This window comes from Amycolatopsis deserti, assembly GCF_014653945.1.
Taxonomy (GTDB): Bacteria; Actinomycetota; Actinomycetes; order Mycobacteriales; family Pseudonocardiaceae; genus Amycolatopsis_E; species Amycolatopsis_E deserti.
In genome coordinates this window covers 429,904-446,776 of the sequence record NZ_BNAU01000001.1, presented here as the reverse complement: position 1 = coordinate 446,776, position 16,873 = coordinate 429,904, and the positions used below count along the sequence as shown (strand labels likewise).

The 16,873-nt window shown below is 72.5% G+C and carries 18 protein-coding genes and 1 pseudogene; 6 read left to right on the top strand and 13 right to left on the bottom strand.

The window, feature by feature from the left end; genetic code table 11:
* Positions 1-76 precede the first annotated feature (76 nt).
* A complete protein-coding gene (locus IE290_RS02190; RefSeq protein ID WP_191242789.1) occupies positions 77-577 on the top strand; it encodes a hypothetical protein in 501 nt (166 codons plus the stop codon).
* Positions 578-587: 10 nt separating this feature from the next.
* On the opposite strand, the pseudogene IE290_RS02185 reads toward IE290_RS02190, so the two are convergent.
* Positions 588-719: pseudogene (locus tag IE290_RS02185) on the bottom strand (lipase); the annotation flags it as partial.
* 214 nt (positions 720-933) lie between these two features.
* On the opposite strand from IE290_RS02185, the gene IE290_RS02180 reads away from it, so the two are divergent.
* Positions 934-2,370: a DHA2 family efflux MFS transporter permease subunit gene (locus tag IE290_RS02180; protein ID WP_191242788.1), complete on the top strand. Its 1,437-nt coding sequence runs from the start codon at positions 934-936 to the stop codon at positions 2,368-2,370.
* Positions 2,371-2,544: 174 nt separating this feature from the next.
* Here IE290_RS02180 and IE290_RS02175 read toward each other — a convergent pair whose 3' ends face one another.
* Positions 2,545-3,171, bottom strand: coding sequence for an MBL fold metallo-hydrolase (locus IE290_RS02175; RefSeq protein WP_191242787.1), 627 nt, complete (start codon positions 3,169-3,171; stop codon positions 2,545-2,547).
* Positions 3,168-4,253, bottom strand: a complete 1,086-nt coding sequence (locus IE290_RS02170; protein ID WP_191242786.1) for an S-(hydroxymethyl)mycothiol dehydrogenase — start codon at positions 4,251-4,253, stop codon at positions 3,168-3,170. Before IE290_RS02170 ends, IE290_RS02175 begins: the two co-directional genes overlap by 4 nt.
* A gap of 127 nt (positions 4,254-4,380) precedes the next feature.
* On the opposite strand from IE290_RS02170, the gene IE290_RS02165 reads away from it, so the two are divergent.
* Positions 4,381-5,634 (top strand): helix-turn-helix transcriptional regulator, encoded by a 1,254-nt coding sequence (locus tag IE290_RS02165; RefSeq protein WP_191242785.1) that lies wholly within the window; start codon positions 4,381-4,383, stop codon positions 5,632-5,634.
* A 68-nt stretch (positions 5,635-5,702) separates the two neighbouring features.
* Positions 5,703-6,161: an SRPBCC family protein gene (locus IE290_RS02160; RefSeq protein ID WP_191242784.1), complete on the top strand. Its 459-nt coding sequence runs from the start codon at positions 5,703-5,705 to the stop codon at positions 6,159-6,161.
* On the opposite strand, the gene IE290_RS02155 is transcribed toward IE290_RS02160, so the two are convergent.
* Genes IE290_RS02155 through IE290_RS02140 form a run of 4 tightly spaced genes read right to left on the bottom strand, consistent with a single transcriptional unit; the run spans position 6,152 to position 8,169 of the window.
* On the bottom strand, positions 6,152-6,565 hold the full coding sequence (locus IE290_RS02155) for a hypothetical protein (protein WP_191242783.1): 414 nt from the start codon (positions 6,563-6,565) through the stop codon (positions 6,152-6,154). The genes IE290_RS02160 and IE290_RS02155 overlap by 10 nt on opposite strands.
* Positions 6,562-6,822, bottom strand: coding sequence for a YbaB/EbfC family nucleoid-associated protein (locus IE290_RS02150; RefSeq protein ID WP_191242782.1), 261 nt, complete (start codon positions 6,820-6,822; stop codon positions 6,562-6,564). Before IE290_RS02150 ends, IE290_RS02155 begins: the two co-directional genes overlap by 4 nt.
* On the bottom strand, positions 6,822-7,811 hold the full coding sequence (locus tag IE290_RS02145) for a hypothetical protein (protein WP_191242781.1): 990 nt from the start codon (positions 7,809-7,811) through the stop codon (positions 6,822-6,824). Before IE290_RS02145 ends, IE290_RS02150 begins: the two co-directional genes overlap by 1 nt.
* Positions 7,804-8,169 carry a WXG100 family type VII secretion target gene (locus IE290_RS02140; protein WP_191242780.1) on the bottom strand — a complete coding sequence of 122 codons (366 nt, stop codon included), beginning with the start codon at positions 8,167-8,169 and terminating at the stop codon, positions 7,804-7,806. Before IE290_RS02140 ends, IE290_RS02145 begins: the two co-directional genes overlap by 8 nt.
* 138 nt (positions 8,170-8,307) lie before the next feature.
* Between IE290_RS02140 and IE290_RS02135 the strand changes: the two genes are divergently transcribed.
* Complete coding sequence (locus IE290_RS02135) at positions 8,308-9,990, top strand: hypothetical protein (protein ID WP_191242779.1); 1,683 nt, start codon at positions 8,308-8,310, stop codon at positions 9,988-9,990.
* 94 nt (positions 9,991-10,084) lie between these two features.
* Complete coding sequence (locus tag IE290_RS02130; RefSeq protein WP_191242778.1) at positions 10,085-10,702, top strand: antibiotic biosynthesis monooxygenase; 618 nt, start codon at positions 10,085-10,087, stop codon at positions 10,700-10,702.
* Between the two features lie 43 nt (positions 10,703-10,745).
* On the opposite strand, the gene IE290_RS02125 is transcribed toward IE290_RS02130, so the two are convergent.
* The 6 genes from IE290_RS02125 to IE290_RS02100 are packed head-to-tail and all read right to left on the bottom strand — an operon-like array spanning position 10,746 to position 16,867.
* Positions 10,746-11,102, bottom strand: a complete 357-nt coding sequence (locus IE290_RS02125) for a universal stress protein (RefSeq protein WP_191242777.1) — start codon at positions 11,100-11,102, stop codon at positions 10,746-10,748.
* Positions 11,102-12,538 (bottom strand): sugar porter family MFS transporter, encoded by a 1,437-nt coding sequence (locus IE290_RS02120; RefSeq protein ID WP_191242776.1) that lies wholly within the window; start codon positions 12,536-12,538, stop codon positions 11,102-11,104. Before IE290_RS02120 ends, IE290_RS02125 begins: the two co-directional genes overlap by 1 nt.
* 14 nt (positions 12,539-12,552) lie before the next feature.
* Positions 12,553-13,413, bottom strand: a complete 861-nt coding sequence (locus tag IE290_RS02115; protein WP_191242775.1) for a sugar phosphate isomerase/epimerase family protein — start codon at positions 13,411-13,413, stop codon at positions 12,553-12,555.
* 1 nt (position 13,414) lies between these two features.
* Positions 13,415-14,422 (bottom strand): Gfo/Idh/MocA family protein, encoded by a 1,008-nt coding sequence (locus IE290_RS02110; RefSeq protein WP_191242774.1) that lies wholly within the window; start codon positions 14,420-14,422, stop codon positions 13,415-13,417.
* The gene (locus IE290_RS02105) at positions 14,419-15,366 is read right to left on the bottom strand and encodes a TIM barrel protein (RefSeq protein WP_191242773.1); all 948 of its coding nucleotides are present in this window, start codon (positions 15,364-15,366) and stop codon (positions 14,419-14,421) included. The genes IE290_RS02110 and IE290_RS02105 overlap by 4 nt, the downstream gene beginning before the upstream one ends.
* A gap of 7 nt (positions 15,367-15,373) precedes the next feature.
* A complete protein-coding gene (locus IE290_RS02100; RefSeq protein WP_191242772.1) occupies positions 15,374-16,867 on the bottom strand; it encodes a CoA-acylating methylmalonate-semialdehyde dehydrogenase in 1,494 nt (497 codons plus the stop codon).
* Positions 16,868-16,873: the final 6 nt, after the last annotated feature.

The window sequence follows — 16,873 nt, the reverse complement described above, 5'->3', positions numbered from 1 at the left end:
GCGTTAACGGGCGCGGCGCCGGACGCGACCTACGCGGAGTCCGACGTGGACACCGATCGACCGAGAGGGTCACACCATGCGCACTGCCAAGGCCGCCGCGGCGGCACTGCTCGCCGCCGGCTTCGCCGCGGTCCCCGCCGCCGCCGCGTCCGCCGACCCGCTGCCGGCGCCGGAGGTGGCCTGGGTGGGCCAGAACGTGATCGTCACCGGAGCCGACGCCGATTCGGCGGCCGTCCTCGCCAAATACCGTTGCTACGGCGGGGAGGAAGGCACGCACCTGTGGGTTTCGGTCAAGCAGGGCGGCGCGGACCTGGAGGGCGAGGGCAGCAGCCAGCGGGCCACCTCCTGGTACGACACGAACTACCACTACGCGCAGGACCCCGCCGGCCTGACCGTGGACTGCGACGGCCACTGGCACACCACCCGGTTCGTCCTGAAGCGGGTGGCGGGCAAGGCGCCGCTGGTGGACGGTCCCGCATGGGTGCAGTTCTGCCTGTTCGACAGCAGCTCCACCGAGGACAACTTCCCGACCGGGTTCGCCTCCGACAGCAGCTGGAAGACGGTGCGGACCCCGTAGCCGAGGCCGGTTAGCGCGCCGCGAACGGACCGGTGAAGGCGAGCTCGGCGAACCGCTCCCCCATGCGCCGGTGGGTGGCCGCGTCGGGGTGCAGGCCGTCGGGCAGGGGGCGCTCGGCGTGGTCGGCCTCGCCGTACAGTTCGCCGGCGGGTCCAATCTCGCGGCACGGTGGCGACGGCCCAGGGCGCCCGGCCGCGGCCCTCGCCGAGCGCCGCGGAATTCGGTGGACGCCTGGCACGTTCGCACCGTATAAGTGGTTCGGCTGTGTTCGCCCGCCCTGCTGGGGGATGGGGTGCGGCCGTTCCGGCGGCGCCGGCGCCGCGATCCCGACCACTGATTTCCTGTGAGGTGCATGCATGGCCGCCCCCGCGACCACTCCGACCGACGCCGCCGCCGAGGCGCCGCCGCGGTCCGGGCTGCTCATCGGCGTGCTGGTCGTCTCCGCGTTCGTGATGATCCTGAACGAGACGATCCTCAGCGTCGCGCTGCGCGACCTCACCGCCGACCTGGCCGTCTCGACCACCACGGTGCAGTGGCTGACCAGCGGGTTCCTGCTGACCATGGCGGTGGTCATCCCGACCACCGGGTTCCTCCTCGAACGGTTCACCCCGCGCCGGGTGTTCGTCGCGTCGCTGACCCTGTTCAGCCTGGGCACCGCGATCAGCGGCCTGGCGCCGGGCTTCGGCATGCTGCTGGCCGGGCGCGTGGTCCAGGCGTGCGGCACCGCCGTGATGCTGCCGCTGCTGATGACCTCGGTGATGCGCCTGGTGCCGCCGCACAAGCGCGGCGCGACCATGGGCACGATCACCATCGTGATCGCCGTGGCCCCGGCCGTCGGGCCGACCATCGGCGGCGCGGTGCTGGCGTCGCTGGGCTGGCGCTGGATGTTCTGGATCGTGCTGCCGCTCGCGCTGGCCGCCCTCGCGGTCGGCGCGGGCTGGTTCCGCCTCGAGGGCGCCACCCGCAAGGTGCCGCTGGACGTGCCGTCGGTGCTGCTGTCCGCGCTCGGGTTCGGCGGCGTGCTCTACGGCCTGGCCGGCATCGGCGAGGGCGGCGGGCACGCCCCGGTGCCGCCGTGGGCCACGATCGCCGGCGGGCTCGCACTGCTCGCGGTGTTCACCTGGCGGCAGACCCGGCTGCAGCGCGCGGACCGGGCGCTGCTGGACCTGCGGCCGTTCACCCACCGCAGCTTCGTGGTGGCGCTGGTGCTGGCCGCGCTGCTGTTCGTGTGCCTGCTCGGGGTCGCCTCGATCATGCTGCCGCTGTACCTGCAGACCGTGCTGCACACGAGCACGTTCGTCAGCGGGCTGGCGGTGCTGCCCGGCGGTCTGACGCTCGGCCTGCTCGGCCGCCCGGTCGGAGCGCTGTTCGACCGGTTCGGCGCGCGGCCGCTGGTGATCCCCGGCGCGCTGGCGCTGGCGGTGTCGATGTGGCTGTTCGCCCTGCTCGGCCCGGGATCGCCGCTGGCCGCGGTGATCGTCATCCACGTGCTGCTGATGGCGGGCCTGGGGTTCATGATGACCCCGCTGATGACCGAGGCGCTCGGCGTGCTGCCGGACCACCTGTACTCGCACGGCAGCGCGATCCTGGCGACGCTGCAGCAGGTCGCGGGCGCGTTCGGCACCGCGGTGTTCGTCAGCGTCGCCACGCTCGGCAGCGCCGACCCGTCCGGCACCCCCGACGCCGGCGGCCTGCGCACGGCGTTCGTGGTGGCCGGTGTGGTCGGGGTGCTCGCCCTGGTGACCGCGCTGTTCGTCCGCCGCGCGCCGCAACCGGTGACGGCCGCACACTGACCGCCGACGGCGGCCCGCATCGAAACCATCCGCGCGCCCGGCGTCCCGCTGGTGTCCAGCGCCGCCGCGAACCGCGGGTCGGTCGCGCGCTACCGCGCGCCGGCCGGGCGGCGCGGGTCCCCGGGGCCTCGCCGGGCGCGCCGGACCCACGCCGCCCGGCCGGGGCGAAACGGCTCAGTAGCCGCGGGCGATCCACTCCGCCAGGTGCGGCGCCTCGGCGCCGATGGTGGTTCCGTCGCCGTGGCCGGTGTGCACCCGGGTGTCCTCCGGCAGGCTGAACAGCCGCTCCCGGATCGAGCCGATGATCGTCGGGAAGTCCGAGAACGAGCGGCCCGTGGCGCCCGGACCGCCGGCGAACAGGGTGTCGCCGGTGAACAGCGCCTTCGCCTCGGGCAGGTGCAGGCACACCGAGCCGGGCGAGTGGCCCGGGGTGTGCACGAGCTCGATCTCGGTGCCGGCGACGGCGACGCGCTGACCGTCGTCGGCCTTCCAGAACGCCTGCCCGGGGTGGGTCATGTCCCACAGCTCCTGGTCGCCCGGGTGCAGGATCACCGGCGCGTACAGCTGCTCGCCCAGCTGCGGGGCGAAGGTGACGTGGTCGTTGTGGCCGTGGGTGCAGATCACCGCGACCACCTTGCGCCCGGCCACGGCCTCGACGATCGGCTTGTCGTCGTGCGCCGCGTCGACCACCACCACCTCGTGGTCGTCGCCGATCAGCCAGACGTTGTTGTCGACCTCCCAGCTGCCGCCGTCGAGTTCGAAGACGCCGGAGGTGACGACCCGGTCGATGCGGAAGCTCACCAGACCACCACCGAGCGCAGCACCTCACCGGCGTGCATGGTGTGGAAGGCCTTCTCGACGCCGTCCAGGCCGATGCGCTCGCTGACGAACTTCTCCAGCGGCAGCCTGCCCTGCAGGTACAGGTCGATCAGCACCGGGAAGTCGCGCTCGGGCAGGCAGTCGCCGTACCAGGACGACTTCAGCGCGCCGCCGCGGGAGAAGAAGTCGAGCAGCGGCATCTCCAGCCGCATCTCCGGGGTCGGGACGCCGACCAGCACCACCGTGCCCGCGAGATCGCGGGCGTAGAAGGCCTGCTTCCAGGTCTCCGGGCGGCCGACCGCGTCGATCACGACGTCGGCGCCGAACCCGCCGGTCAGCGACTGGACCGCCTCGACGACGTCGGTCTCGGTGGCGTTGACGGTGTGCGTGGCGCCCAGTTCGACCGCCCACTCGAGCTTCTTCGCGTCCCGGTCCACCGCGATGATCTTGTTGGCCCCGGCCAGGCGGGCTCCGGCGATGGCCGCGTCGCCGACGCCACCGCAGCCGATGACCGCGACGGAGTCGCCGCGGCCCACCGCGCCGGTGTTGACCGCGGCGCCCAGCCCGGCCATGACGCCGCACCCGAGCAGGCCCGCGACCGCGGGGTCGGCGGCCGGGTCGACCTTGGTGCACTGGCCGGCGTGCACGAGCGTCTTGTCCGCGAAGGCCCCGATCCCCAGCGCCGGGGTCAGCTCGGTGCCGTCGGTCAGCGTCATCTTCTGGCTGGCGTTGAAGGTGCTGAAGCAGTACTGCGGACGGCCACGCTTGCACGCCCGGCACTGGCCGCACACGGCGCGCCAGTTGAGGACGACGTAGTCGCCCGGCTGGACCTCCTCGACGCCCTCGCCGACGCTTTCGACGGTGCCGGCGGCCTCGTGCCCGAGCAGGAACGGGAACTCGTCGTTGATGCCGCCCTCGCGGTAGGTCAGGTCGGTGTGGCACACCCCGCACGCGGCGATCGCGACCACGACCTCACCGGGGCCGGGATCGGGGATCACGATGTCGGTGAGCTCGACCGGAGCTCCCTTCGAGCGGGCGATCACGCCGCGGACCGTCTGTGGCATCGGCTGTTCCTTTCGGTGGAGAAGCATGCGCGGTGACGCATACCGTTGGCGACGGTAACCCTGCGGAGCCGTTTCGCGACCTGGTCGTCGGACCAGTAAAACCTCGACCTCCGGTTAGAGTGGCCGGATGGATGCCGTGTCGGGCCTGGTGGCGCTGCGGGAGGTCGTGGACGGGCCGTTGCACGAGATCGCCCGCCGCCTGTCGCGATTGCTGGCCGAGCGGTGGCCGCACACCGCGCTGGTCATCTTCACCCGGGAGTGCACCGGGCGGCCGCGCAAGGTGGCCGGCGCGACGGAGATGATCAACAAGGTCACCATCGGTGAGCTGGAGGAGCTGAAGGCGGCGGTCGAGCCCGGCCGTCCGGTGAGCACGACCGCGTCGATCGCGGGCGCGCCGCGGAGGGTGTGGGTGGTGCGGGACCCGGCCGGCACGCTGCTGGTGCTCGTCCCCCGCGCGGCGCGGCGGCGGCTGCCCGAACCGGAGCTGCTGGCGGCGATCTTCGGGCTGGTGGCGACCTCGATCAGCCAGCAGGTCGCGCAGGCCAGCCCCGACTACCTGGCCGAGTCGCGCGCTGCCTCCAGCGAGCGGGAGCGGACGATCGCCGAGATGGCGGCCGCGCACGAGGCGGCGCTGGTGGCGATCCTGACCACGCTGCGGTCCAGCGCGCTGGACGACGGCCGGGCCCGGCTGGCGGCGGCGGACTCGGCGTCGGCGGCGTTGCTGGCGCTGCGGTCGGCGCGGAAGTCGGAGCAGGCGCTGTCCGAGGAGCCCGCACCGGAGGCGTTCGCCCGGCTGCGCGCCGACATCCGGCAGATGCTGCGCCACCACGAGGCGCCGATCGAGTTCGTCGCCCCGGCCGGCGGGTCGCTGCCGGGCGAGATCGCGCACGCCGCCCGGGCGATGACGCGGACCGCGGTGCTGGCGTTCACCGCCCAGCCCGGGCTGACGCGCCTGCGGATCGCCTGGTCCGGCGACGGCGCCGGGCTGGTGGTCGACGTACGGGACCAGGGGTCCGGGGAGCTGGACGTGGACGCGCTGCGCCGCGGCCTGCAGGGCCGGGCCCGCACGCTGGGCGCGACGGTGGACATCGACGCGGCCCCGGGCTGGGGCAGCCGCGTCACGATCTCGCTGCCGCTCGCCCCGCCGGCCGAGTCCTCGGGCGAGACGCGGCTGACGAACCTCAACCGCCGCGAGCGGGAGGTGCTGACGCTGCTCGCGCAGGGCAAACGCAACAAGGCGATCGCGGCGGAGCTGGGCGTCACGGAGAGCACGGTGAAGTTCCACGTCACCGGGGTGCTGCAGAAGCTGGAGGTGAGCTCCCGCGGCGAGGCGGCGGCGCTGGCGCTGAGCGCGGGCATCGGGGTGCCGGCGCACACCTGAGTCCCTTCCGCGGCGCCGCCGGACCGGCCTACCCTCGAGGCTCGCGGACCCGCGAAAGGAGTTGGGTCATGACAGGCACCTCCGGTAGGACCGTCGCCACCGTGGACATCGCCCGCAGCCCGCACGAGGTGTTCGGCTACGTCACCGACGCCGCCCACCTGCCGGACTGGCAGCCCGATGTCCGCACGGCGGGCTTCGACGATCCGGCGCACGTCACCGTCGGCACGCGCGGGCACGAGGTCCGCCACGTGATGGGAGCCGACCGGACGATCGGCTGGGAGGTCACGGCCTACGAGCCCGATCGGCACTACGCGGTGCGCGGGATCGACGGCCCGGTCCGGGCGCACGTCGACGTCACGTTCGCGCCGGGCGGCACGGGCACGCACGTCGAGTACGGCATCGGCTTCGAAGGCCACGGCGTCGGCAAGGTCCTCGCCGTCCTGGCGCGCCGGAACACGCGCAAGGACCTGCCCGTGCGGCTGGACCAGCTCAAGCAGCGCCTGGAGGCGCAGCCGGGTCAATCCTGAACCGGCAGCGCTCCACCGCAGTGCGGGCAGCACGACACGCGCTCGCGCGCCGCGCGGCGCCGGTGCTCGTCGGCCAGGCCGGTGAACAACTCCTCCGGCTCGTCCGGGGACGGACGGCGCCCGCGCCGCGGCCGCGCCACCTCAGCCGGCGGTGCGGACAGCTCGCGCTCGGCCCGCCGGATCGCGTCCGCCACCGCCTCGGCCAGCCGCGCCGCCGGCACCGACCGCAGACGCGCCGCCTCGAGCCGCACGTCGAGGAGGACGCCGGTCCCGCCGACCAGCACCTCCCCGAATCCCCCGTCGATCGCCGCGGTGACCGTCGCCCGGGCGCGGTCGGCGGCGGCGCGGGCCATCTCGCGCAGGCGCTCGTCGGACTCGCGAGCCAGCGCGTCGAAACCCGTCACGACGGCATCCCCGGTAGCACCGAGGCCAGCGCCCGCCGCCGGCGCTCGCTCGCGGCGGCGCGGGCGGCGGCGACCGCACGCACGATCTCGCCACCCAGCACCTGCGGGTGAGCGCCGCGCACCGCGACCGCGTCCAGTTCGAGGCCGACCAGGTTGCCGTGACCGTCCACTTCGGCCCGGACGGCTCCGCGCAGGGCGCTCGTGCGGTGGGTGTCGAGTTCGCGGCTGAGCCCGGCCACCGATAGGAACTCCGGCATCACTCGCCCCCCACCCGCGGGACGGCCAGCGGCGGCGGCGCCACCGGCTGCGCGCCCGGCATCTCCAGGGGCGGCGGCCCCACCACCGGTTCCTCGGTGACCTTGGCCGCCGGCGCCGGAACCGGTGAGCCGTCCAGCTCGATGTCGTCGGCGTACCCGCTGATCGCCTCGGCGGCCGCCAGGTACTCGTCCTCCTCCAGGCCGTCCCCGTCGAGGTCGAAGCCGGCTTCGAACCGGCGCAGCGCCGCGGCGCTCACGTCCTTGCCGAAATGGTCCGCGCTGACCTGCGCGAGATGCTCGCCGAAGCCGGGCGGCACCTTGGCGAGGACGGTGCTGCCGTACGGCTTCGGCAGCCAGTGCGCGGGGTCCTTCAGCGATTCGGCCATCGCCGGGGGCAGGGTGAGCTGCGCCAGGGTGTTGCACGCCTCGCGGAGTTCGGCGAGCGCGGCGCCGGCGTCGCGCTCGACGATCGCCTGGATCTGCGCCACCTTTCCGGACAGGGTGGCCATGATCGTGAGCACCGCGCCGGTGACCGACACCGGCGCGGTGCCCGAAGCGAACCCGGCGACGCCGAGCAGGCCGGCGCTCATGATCGCGGCCGCGGCGTCGTTGACGGCGCCGTGGCAATCCGCCGCGCAGGTGGCCATCGCCTTGTTCACCCGGCCGAGGGCGACGGCGACCTGCCCGGCCGCGGCCTGGTACTCCGCGTGCCGGGCCAGGGTGTCGTCGACGTGCCGGGCGAACGCGTACGCGGCGTCCCCGGCCCACACGTGCTTGACCTCGCTCTTCACGGTCTCCAGCTGGTTCTTGCAGTCGGCGAACCGCCGGCCCAGCTCGTCGCCCCACAGCTCCGCCAGCGCGTCGAGCGCCGCGGTTCGCGGCTCCCAGTCCGGCGCGGTCCGCAACAGGTCGGCCAGCTCGTCGTAACCCGTGCTCTCCGCGCACACGATCACCACGTCGAACGCCAGCGGCAGGCTCGGCTCAGCCACGCGATCCCCTCCGGTACCCGAACGCCGAGGCGTACTCCTCGTCGACGTGGGCGTAGACGCCGGCGATCTGCTTGAGCGTCAGCTCGGACTCCGCCAGCACGGTCGCTCCCCGGGCCAGGTTCAGCCGCACCTCCGCGACGGCGTCCTGATAGGACCGGACACCGTCCGAAATGGACGCGCTGCGCCGGGCGAGCGCGCCCAGCCAGTCCAGGCGCAGGTCGCTACCCAGCAGCAGTTCGCGTGCGTCCCGCCAGGTGTCGGACGCTTCGCTCAGCCCTGTCGCGGCCCTCGCCAGCGAGCCGGGTACCACGTCGAAGCCGGTTCCCGGCTGGGATTCGTGATCGGGCAGTTCAGCCACGGTGACCTCCTCGTCGAAGTGCCGGTTCGATGCGACAGCCGCTGACCCGGTTCCGCCGGAACCGGAAAAACAATCACCGACGGAGGAGATCCGGGGAAACGGCCACGCGGGCGGCGTCCGTTGCGTACAGTCCTCCAAATGCGCGCGTTGCTGGGGGTGGCCCTGCTGGCCATGACGTTGCTGACGGCCTGCCAGGACCACGACCCGGGGCCCAAGGAGCAGACCGCGCCCACGCCGGCGCGCGCGGACGAACCCACCGCGCTGCAGTTCGCGCCGCGGGTGTGGCTCGCCGGTGACGAGCGGTTCACGCCGATGGACGCGACCGCGTACATCCGGCAGTCGGTGCTGCGGTACGAGCACGACGACTGCGCCGACCGCGAACCGGTGGCCGACCCGGTCGAACCCGGCGCCCTCCGCGGTCCCGTCTACAAGCACCACAAGGACGCCGACCCCGCTGTGCCTTCGCCGGGCAAGCCGCTGTTCCCCTGTGCCCGCCACTCCGGCGAGGAGGTCTCGCCGGACTCCGACGGCGGGTTCTACCTCGACGCGCCGGACGGCGTCCAGCCCGACGACGCTCCCCCGCCGATGTACTGGGAGCACCACCGCGCCGACGACGAGCGCTCCGCGTACGTGTACTGGTTCTTCTACGGCCGCAACGAACTCCGGCCCGCCGGCACCCCGGTCGGCAACACGCACGAGGGCGACTGGGAGCGCGTTGCCGTCCAGCTGCGGCACGGCGAACCGGTCGCGGTGACCTTCTTCGGCCACGGCGCCGCCCCGTGCTCGGTGCCCTGGCCGGAGCTGGACCACGAGGACGGGCACCCCGTCGTGTACTCGGCGAAGGGGTCGCACGCGTCGTACCCGTCGAAGGGCTGGCACGTCTCCGGCGCCACCTTCGACTGGACGTCGCAGGGCGACCTGTGGAACACGCAACCGCGCGCGCTCGAGGGCGAGCCGTGGTACGGCTACCGCGGCGCGTGGGGCGCGCAATCGCTCGTGCCCGGCTTCTCCGGGCCGGCCGGCCCCTACCCGGGACGGGAGCTGGCCGACGTGTTCACCGACCGCCGCTGCGCCGTCCCCGCCCGGCTGCCGGACGGGTTCGCGGGCACCTGGGAGACGCGGGACCCGGTCGAGCAGTCCCCGGCGACGCGCCCGTACCACATGCGGGTGGTCCTGGACGGCGAGTCGAACCCGGTCGAGTACCGCACGACCTGGACGGATCCGGATCCGCACCTGGCCTGCAGCGGGATCCTCCGGCTGACCGGCGCGACCCCGCAGGAGCTGGAGCTGCGCGAAAGGATCCTCGAGAAGGACGCCGGCAACTGCGTCACCGAGGGCACGATGACGCTCCACCGGGACGGCGAGGCGCTGAAGATGACCTACACCGGCGGCGGTGCGACCGCGTCCGCCACGCTGTACCGCAAGCAGGACAGCCCGCCACCGTCAGCGTCGTCGGCCCCGCCCACGTCGTCGGCTCCGTCGGCGTCCGACGGCATCCGGCGTTACGAGGAGTTCCTGCACGCGGTGGGCCGGGAGGACCTCGCGGTGGTGTGCGAGATCGCCGGCCCCGCTGCGAAGAAGGCCGAGGACCAGGGCTTCGGGCCGTGCGAGCAGACGATCCCGATCACCTTCCAGATGATCTCGCCGGCGCAGAAGCGAGCCCTGCGCACGGCGACGGTCGACCGGGCCCGGGTGACCGAAACCGCCGGGCGGATGGAGATCCCGGCGACGGCGGTGCGCGCGGACACGCCCTTCACGGAAAACGACCTCGGCGACGCGGTCCTCGAATACCGCGGCGGGCAGTGGTACATCGTCGACTAGCCCCCTGTTGCGCTCACCCGCGCTCCGGCGCAAGGTGGAGGGCTACCGGCGGCGCCGCCGGGACGCCGCCTCGACCGGAGAGGGGGTGGAAGGCGTGTTCGCGCGTTCCACCACGGTGCAAGCTCACCAGGACACCATCGACGCCGGCATCGCCCACATGCGTGACGAGGTCATGCCGGAGCTGATGAACATGCCCGGTTGCGTCGGCTTGTCGATGCTCGTCGACCGCGACTCCGGGCGCTGTATCGCCACCACCTCGTGGGAGTCGCGGGAGGCGATGCGGGACAGCGCGGACCGGGTGCGCCCGCTGCGCGACCACGCCGCGGAGGTGATGGGCGGCAACCGCGCCCAGGTCGACGAATGGGAGATCGCGGTGCTGCACCGCACCCGCCCCGCGCCCGAGGGCGCCTGCTGCCGCGTCACCTGGACCCGCTTCCAGGAGCTCGAACGCGCCATCGACACCTACCGCATGGGCCTGCTGCCCGAGCTGGAGCGCCTCGACGGGTTCTGCAGCGCCAGCCTGATGATCGACCGCGAGGCCGGCATCGCCGTCTCCTCGGTGACCTACGACAACCGCGAGAACATGGCGAGCACCCGCAACCGGGCCGACGCGCTGCGCTCGCGCGGCGCCGAGGAAGCCGGCGTGGAGATCCTGGAGGTGGCCGAGTTCGAACTGGCCCTGGCGCACCTGCGCGTCCCCGAGATGGCCTGACGGACCCACCGGCCGGGGCGCACCCGCCCCGGCCGGTGCTCCCTCACGCGGGCACCTTCACCGCCAGGACCGGCACGTCCGCGTTGAGCAGCAGGAACTGGGCGAGACTGCCCAGCACGAGCTTGCCCACCGGGCTGCGCCGCTTCATGCCGATCACCAGCAGATCCACCTCGTCGCGGTGGCGTTCCAGCAGGCCGAGCACGTGCTGCCCCACCTCGACGTCCGGCTCGCGCTCGAGCACGGTCGTCTCGACGTCGCCTGGCACGTGCGCGACGTCCAGCGGCGCCAGCCGCAGGTTGGCGGCCAGCAGACCGGTCCCGCGGCGGCGGGCTTCGGCGACCGCAGTGTCCAGCGCCAGGGTGCCCTCGTCCGAATCGGTCACCGCGACCAGCACCGCCATCAGGCCGTCACCGTCCCCGTGTAGCGGGTGCGCAGTTCCTTCTCCAGCGTCTCCAGCGACCGGCCGCGGGTCTCCGGCACGAACCTCGCCACGAACGTGATCGCCCCGACGCCGAGCGCGGCGAACAGGAAGAACGTGCCCGAGATGTGAATGGCCTCGACCAGCAGCGGGAACAGCAGCCCGACCGCGAAGTTGGTCAGCCACAACACCAGCGCGCACAGCCCGAACCCGAACCCGCGCAGCTTGAGCGGGAAGATCTCGGACAGCATCAACCACGTCACCGGCGAGATCGAGCCCTGCTGGAACGCCAGGAACGTCACCGTCAGCGACAGCACGACGAACGCGCGCCCGATCCCCTCCGGCAGCAGCAGCGAGAACAACCCGATCAGCAGCAGCGCCGAGGTGGTGCCGATCTGCCCGGCGATCAGCATCGGCCTGCGGTCGACCCGCCCGAGCAGCCAGATCCCGGCGAACGTGGCCAGCACCGAGATCACGCCGTTGGCGATGTTCGCGGTCAGCGCGCCGTTGGCGGAGAACCCGGCGTCGGTGAGGATCTGCGTGCCGTAGTACATGATCGAGTTGACGCCGGTGATCTGCTGGACGATCGCGATGCCCACGCCGGTGAGCACGAGCCGCCGGATCCACGGGGTAGCCAGATCCGACCAGCCGCCGGTCTTGGCCTGCCGGTCCTCCAGCGCGAGCTGCCGCACCTCGGCCAGCTCCGCCTCCGCGCGCCGCGCCGAGCGGACGTCCTTGAGCACCGCGAGCGCGTCGCCGAACCGTTCCCGCGAGGCCAGCCACCGCGGGCTCTCCGGCATGACCAGCATCCCGAACCACAGCACCACCGCGGGCAGCGTGGCCAGCACCAGCATCCACCGCCACACGCCACCGCTCTCGCCGAAGGCGTTGCCGATGATCGCGTTGAAGGTGAACGCGAGCAGCTGACCGCTGACGATCATCAGCTCGTTCTGGGTGACCAGCCGTCCGCGCCGCTCGGCCGGCGACACCTCGGCCAGGTAGGTCGGGACGGTGACCGACGCGCCGCCGACGGCCAGGCCGAGCACGAACCGCGAGATCACCATGACCGTGGTGTCCGGCGCGAACGTGCAGCCGAGCGTGCCGACGAGGAAGACCACCGCGAGCGCGAGGATGGTGCGGCGGCGGCCGCGGCGGTCGGACAACCGCCCGCCCAGCACCGCGCCGAGCGCCGCGCCCAGCAGCAGCGAGCTCGTCACCAGCCCCTCGGTCAGGGCGGTGAGCCCGAGGTCGGCCTGCATGTAGGGCAGGGCGCCGTTGATCACGCCCGTGTCGTAACCGAACAGCAGCCCGCCGAAGGTGGCGATCACGGTGACCAGGCGGAGCCGCCGCTGGTGCGGCCCCCGCTGGTCCTCGGGGAGGGTCTGCCCGGATGGTGCGTCGTCTTTGACGTGTGACATGAGGGTTTCTTCCTCTAGGCGGTCAGTTCCTTGGTAACCCGTTCGAGCATGAAAGTGGAGGATTCGACGGCGCGTTCCTCCCAGGCGAACACGCACACCGTGGCGACCCCGTCGAAGCCGAGTTCGCGCAGCGTGCCGAAGAAGGCGTCCCAGTCCACCTCGCCCTGGCCGATGTCCAGGTGCTGGTGGATGCGCGCCGGGGTCCCCGGCGGGTTGAGGATGTAGCGCAGGCCGGAGGACGCCTTGTGGTTGAAGGTGTCCGCGATGTGCACGTGCTGCAGCTTGTCGCCCGCGTAGCGCATCATCCCGGCGATGTCGCCCGCGCCGTCGGAGAGGTGGAACGTGTGCGGGGCGCAGTACAGGTAGTTCACCCACGGCTTGTTGATGGCGCGCACCAGGTCCACCGCGGGGTCGTTGAGCTCGCAGAAGTCGTCCGGGTGCGCTTCGAGGTTCAGGGCGATGCCCTCGCGTTCGAAGACCGGCAGCAGCTCCTCCATCGACCGCCAGAACGCGGCCTCGCTCTCCGCGGCGCGTTCCGGGCGGCCGTTGAACTCGGAGTTCATCAGCGGGCAGCCCAGCTCGGCGGTCACCTCGATCATCCGCTTCCAGTAGCGGACCGCGGCCTGCCGCTCGGCCTCGTCGGGGCTGGACCACTTGTACAGCGGAAGGACGCTCGCCAGCCGCACACCGGTCTCGGCCAGCACGCGCTTGAGCTCGGCGACCTTGTCGTCGTCGGCGCGCGGGTGCAGGAAGAACGGCATGAAGTCGGCGCGCGGGGACAGTTCGATGTATTCGTAGCCGATGTCGGCGACGGTGCGGACCATCTCGCGCATCGGCAGGCCGCGCAGCATGTAGGGGTCGAGTGCGATCTTCACGTCAGCTCCCGTAGAGGTCAGGGCGGTCCTTGAGGCGCACCGACACCACCCGCCCGGTCTCCAGCGCCTCGGTGCCGGCGTCGGTGGTCACCGCCGCGGCGTAGCCGTCCCAGGCGCTGGGGCCGGCGAGCCTGCCGTCGTCGATCGAGGCGATCCATTCGACGAACTCGCGGTCGAACGCGGCGCCGAAGCGGTCCTTCCAGTCCTGCAGCACGCCGGTGCGCTGCACGGCGGCGGTCTTGACGATCACGTCCGCCGGGTCGGGCAGCCGCACCGTGCCGGTCTCGCACACGGTTTCGCACTGGATGTCGTAGCCGAACTGGCAGTTCACGAACACCTCCAGGTCGACCCGCACCCCACTGGCGGTCTCGAACAGCATGAACTGCGGGTCCACCAGGTGCTCGAACCGGTTCGCGGTGCGGCGGGGGCGGATCACCTGCGCGGAGACGATCTCCTCGTCCAGCAGCCACCGGATCGTGTCGATCTCGTGCACCGCGGTGTCCTGGACAGCCATCGCCGAGTGGTAGGCCTCGGGCACCGTGGGGTTGCGGTGCGCGCAGTGCATCATCAGCGGGTGGCCCAGGTCGCGGGAGTCGAGGACCTCCTTCATCGCGCGGTAACCGGCGTCGTAGCGGCGCATGAACCCGACCTGCACCAACCGCCGCCCGACGGACTGCTCGGCCTCGATGATGCGCAGGCAGTCCTCGGCGGTGGTGGCCAGCGGCTTCTCGCAGAACACGTACTTGCCGGCCGCGATGGCGGCCAGGACGAACTCGGCGTGCGTGGGGCCCCAGCTGGTCACCACGACCGCGTCGACCAGCGGGTCGGCGATGACGTCCTGCCCGGTCGGCAGGGCGCGGGCGCCGATGCCGGAGGCGACTTCGGCGGCGCGGGCGCCGTCGACGTCGGTCACCGCGACCACCTCGGCGCCGGTGACCACGTCGGTCAGGCGCCGGATGTGGTCCTGGCCGATCATCCCGGTGCCGATGACTCCGATGTGGACGGTCATGCGCGCTCCCCTCCCGGGCGGCGGATGCCGGACAGGCCGCACGAGTTCAGGTACTCCCGGGTGCGCACGGCGATGGGCAGGGGCACGTCCGGGGCGCACGGGTAGAGGTCCTGCTCGACGATGACGAAGATCTCGGCGTCCAGTTCGGACAGCGCGTCGATCACCGCGGCCGGGTTCGGCACCCCGGCGGGTGGTTCCACGCACACGCCGAGCTTGACGGCCTCGCCGAAGGACAGGTTCTCCGCCCGCACCCGGTCGAGCACCGCGGGGTCCATCTGCTTGATGTGGACGTAGCCGATGCGCTCGCCGAAGCGGCGGATCAGGTCCACGGCGTCGCCGCCGCCGTAGGCGACGTGCCCGGTGTCCAGGCACAGGTTGGCGTAGCGGGCGTCGCTTTCGTTGAGGTAGCGCTCGATCTCGGCCTGGGTCTGGATGTGGCTGTCGGCGTGCGGGTGCAGCACGAGCCGCACGTCGTAGGTCTCCAGCAGGATCCGGCCCAGCTCGTCGGCGCGCCGGCCGAAGGAGGCCCACTGCTGCGCGGTCAGCTCGGGCGACTCGGTGTAGGCGCCAGTCTTTTCGTCGCGGTACATCGGCGGGATGTAGACGAGGTGATGCGCCCCCGCGGCGGCGGTCAGCTCGGCGACCTTGCGGGTGGTGGCGAGCATGTCGTCCCACTGGTCGGGGCGGTGCAGGGCGCCGAAGGTGGTGCCGCCGGAGACCTTCAGGCCGCGCTCCCCCAGCTCGTCGGCGAGCTGCCGCGGGTCGGTGGGCAGGTAGCCGAACGGGCCCAGCTCCAGCCATTCGTAGCCGGCCTGGACGAGCTCGTCGAGGAAGCGGGTGTGCGGGACCTGCTGCTCGTCCTGGGGGAACCAGACGCCCCACGAGTCGGGGGCGGAGCCGAGGCAGAGGTTGCCGATCACGGTGCGCGTCGTCGCGGTGGTCATGGTGCTCCTAGCTGGAGGTGGGGAAGTTGAAGCCTGCGGTGAACCTGCCGGTGTGCGGCCAGCGGCTGGTGACGACCTTGGCGCGGGTGTAGAAGCGCACGCCTTCGGGGCCGTGGATGGGGCTGTCGCCGATCAGGGAGTCCTTCCAGCCGCCGAAGGAGTAGTAGGACATCGGGACCGGGATGGGCACGTTGACGCCGATCATGCCGACCTTGACCTCGCGCTGGAACCGGCGCGCGGCCTCGCCGCTGCCGGTGAAGATCGCGGTGCCGTTGCCGTAGGGGTTGGCGTTGATCAGCGCGATCGCCTCGTCGACGGTGTCCACCCGCACGATCGCCAGGACCGGGCCGAAGATCTCCTCGCGGTAGGCGTCCATCTCGGTGGTGACGTGGTCCAGCAGCGACGGGCCGACGAAGAAGCCGCCCTCGTGGCCCTCCACGGTGAGGCCGCGGCCGTCGACGACGACGGTGGCGCCCTGCTCGGCCCCGCTCGCCACGGCGTTGATCACGCGTTCGCGGGCGGCCTGGGTGACGACCGGGCCCATGTCGTTGCCGGCGTCGGAGCCGGGGCCGACCTTGACCTCCTTGGCCTTGCGCTCCAGGATCCCGACCAGCTGGTCGCCCGCCTCGCCGACGGCGACCCCGACGGAGATGGCCATGCAGCGCTGGCCGGCGGAGCCGAACGCGGCGGCGGTGAGGTGGTTGGCGGCGAACTCGAGGTCGGCGTCGGGCAGCACGACGGCGTGGTTCTTCGCCCCGCCGAGTGCCTGGACGCGCTTGCCGGACGCGGTGGCCCGCTCGTGCACGTACTTCGCGATCGGGGTGGAGCCGACGAACGACACCGCCGCGATGTCCGGGTGGTCCAGGATCGCGTCGACGGCGACCTTGTCGCCGTGCACGACGTTGAACACGCCCTCCGGCAGACCGGCCTCGGCGTAGAGCTCGGCGACGAAGTTCGAGGCCGACGGGTCGCGCTCACTGGGCTTGAGGACGAAGGTGTTGCCGGTGGCGATGGCGATCGGGTGCATCCACAGCGGCACCATGATCGGGAAGTTGAACGGCGTGATGCCGGCGACCACGCCGAGGGGCTGGCGGAAGCTGTGCACGTCCACGTCGCGGGAGACCTGGTCGGAGAAGCCGCCCTTGAGCGCATCGGCGATGCCGCACGCGTACTCCACGACCTCGCGGCCGCGGACGATCTCGCCGCGCGCGTCGTCGATGACCTTGCCGTGTTCGGCGGAGATGATCCGCGCCAGCTCGTCCTCGTGGCGCACGAGCAGCTCGCGGAAGGCGAACATGATCCGGGTGCGCTGGGTGAGCGAGGAGTTGCCCCACGACTCGAAGGCCTTGCCCGCCGCCGCGACCGCGGTGTCCACATCGGCCGGTTCGGCGAGCAGCACCTCGACCTGCTGCTGCCCGGTGGCGGGGTCGTAGACCGGCGCGGTGCGGGCCGAGCCCGCGGGCGTGCGCGCGCCGTTGATCCAGTGTTCGATGGTGTTCACGGTGTT

What these genes read in the sequence shown, in the direction of transcription:
- IE290_RS02165 (WP_191242785.1), top strand. Translation starts at nt 4,381, where the DNA reads ATGGATGCCGTGTCGGGCCTGGTGGCGCTGCGGGAGGTCGTGGACGGG.
- IE290_RS02170 (WP_191242786.1), bottom strand. Translation starts at nt 4,253, where the DNA reads ATGCCACAGACGGTCCGCGGCGTGATCGCCCGCTCGAAGGGAGCTCCG.
- IE290_RS02150 (WP_191242782.1), bottom strand. Translation starts at nt 6,822, where the DNA reads ATGCCGGAGTTCCTATCGGTGGCCGGGCTCAGCCGCGAACTCGACACC.
- IE290_RS02125 (WP_191242777.1), bottom strand. Translation starts at nt 11,102, where the DNA reads ATGGCGGTGCTGGTCGCGGTGACCGATTCGGACGAGGGCACCCTGGCG.
- IE290_RS02135 (WP_191242779.1), top strand. Translation starts at nt 8,308, where the DNA reads ATGCGCGCGTTGCTGGGGGTGGCCCTGCTGGCCATGACGTTGCTGACG.
- IE290_RS02180 (WP_191242788.1), top strand. Translation starts at nt 934, where the DNA reads ATGGCCGCCCCCGCGACCACTCCGACCGACGCCGCCGCCGAGGCGCCG.
- IE290_RS02120 (WP_191242776.1), bottom strand. Translation starts at nt 12,538, where the DNA reads ATGTCACACGTCAAAGACGACGCACCATCCGGGCAGACCCTCCCCGAG.
- IE290_RS02105 (WP_191242773.1), bottom strand. Translation starts at nt 15,366, where the DNA reads ATGACCACCGCGACGACGCGCACCGTGATCGGCAACCTCTGCCTCGGC.
- IE290_RS02160 (WP_191242784.1), top strand. Translation starts at nt 5,703, where the DNA reads ATGACAGGCACCTCCGGTAGGACCGTCGCCACCGTGGACATCGCCCGC.
- IE290_RS02110 (WP_191242774.1), bottom strand. Translation starts at nt 14,422, where the DNA reads ATGACCGTCCACATCGGAGTCATCGGCACCGGGATGATCGGCCAGGAC.
- IE290_RS02190 (WP_191242789.1), top strand. Translation starts at nt 77, where the DNA reads ATGCGCACTGCCAAGGCCGCCGCGGCGGCACTGCTCGCCGCCGGCTTC.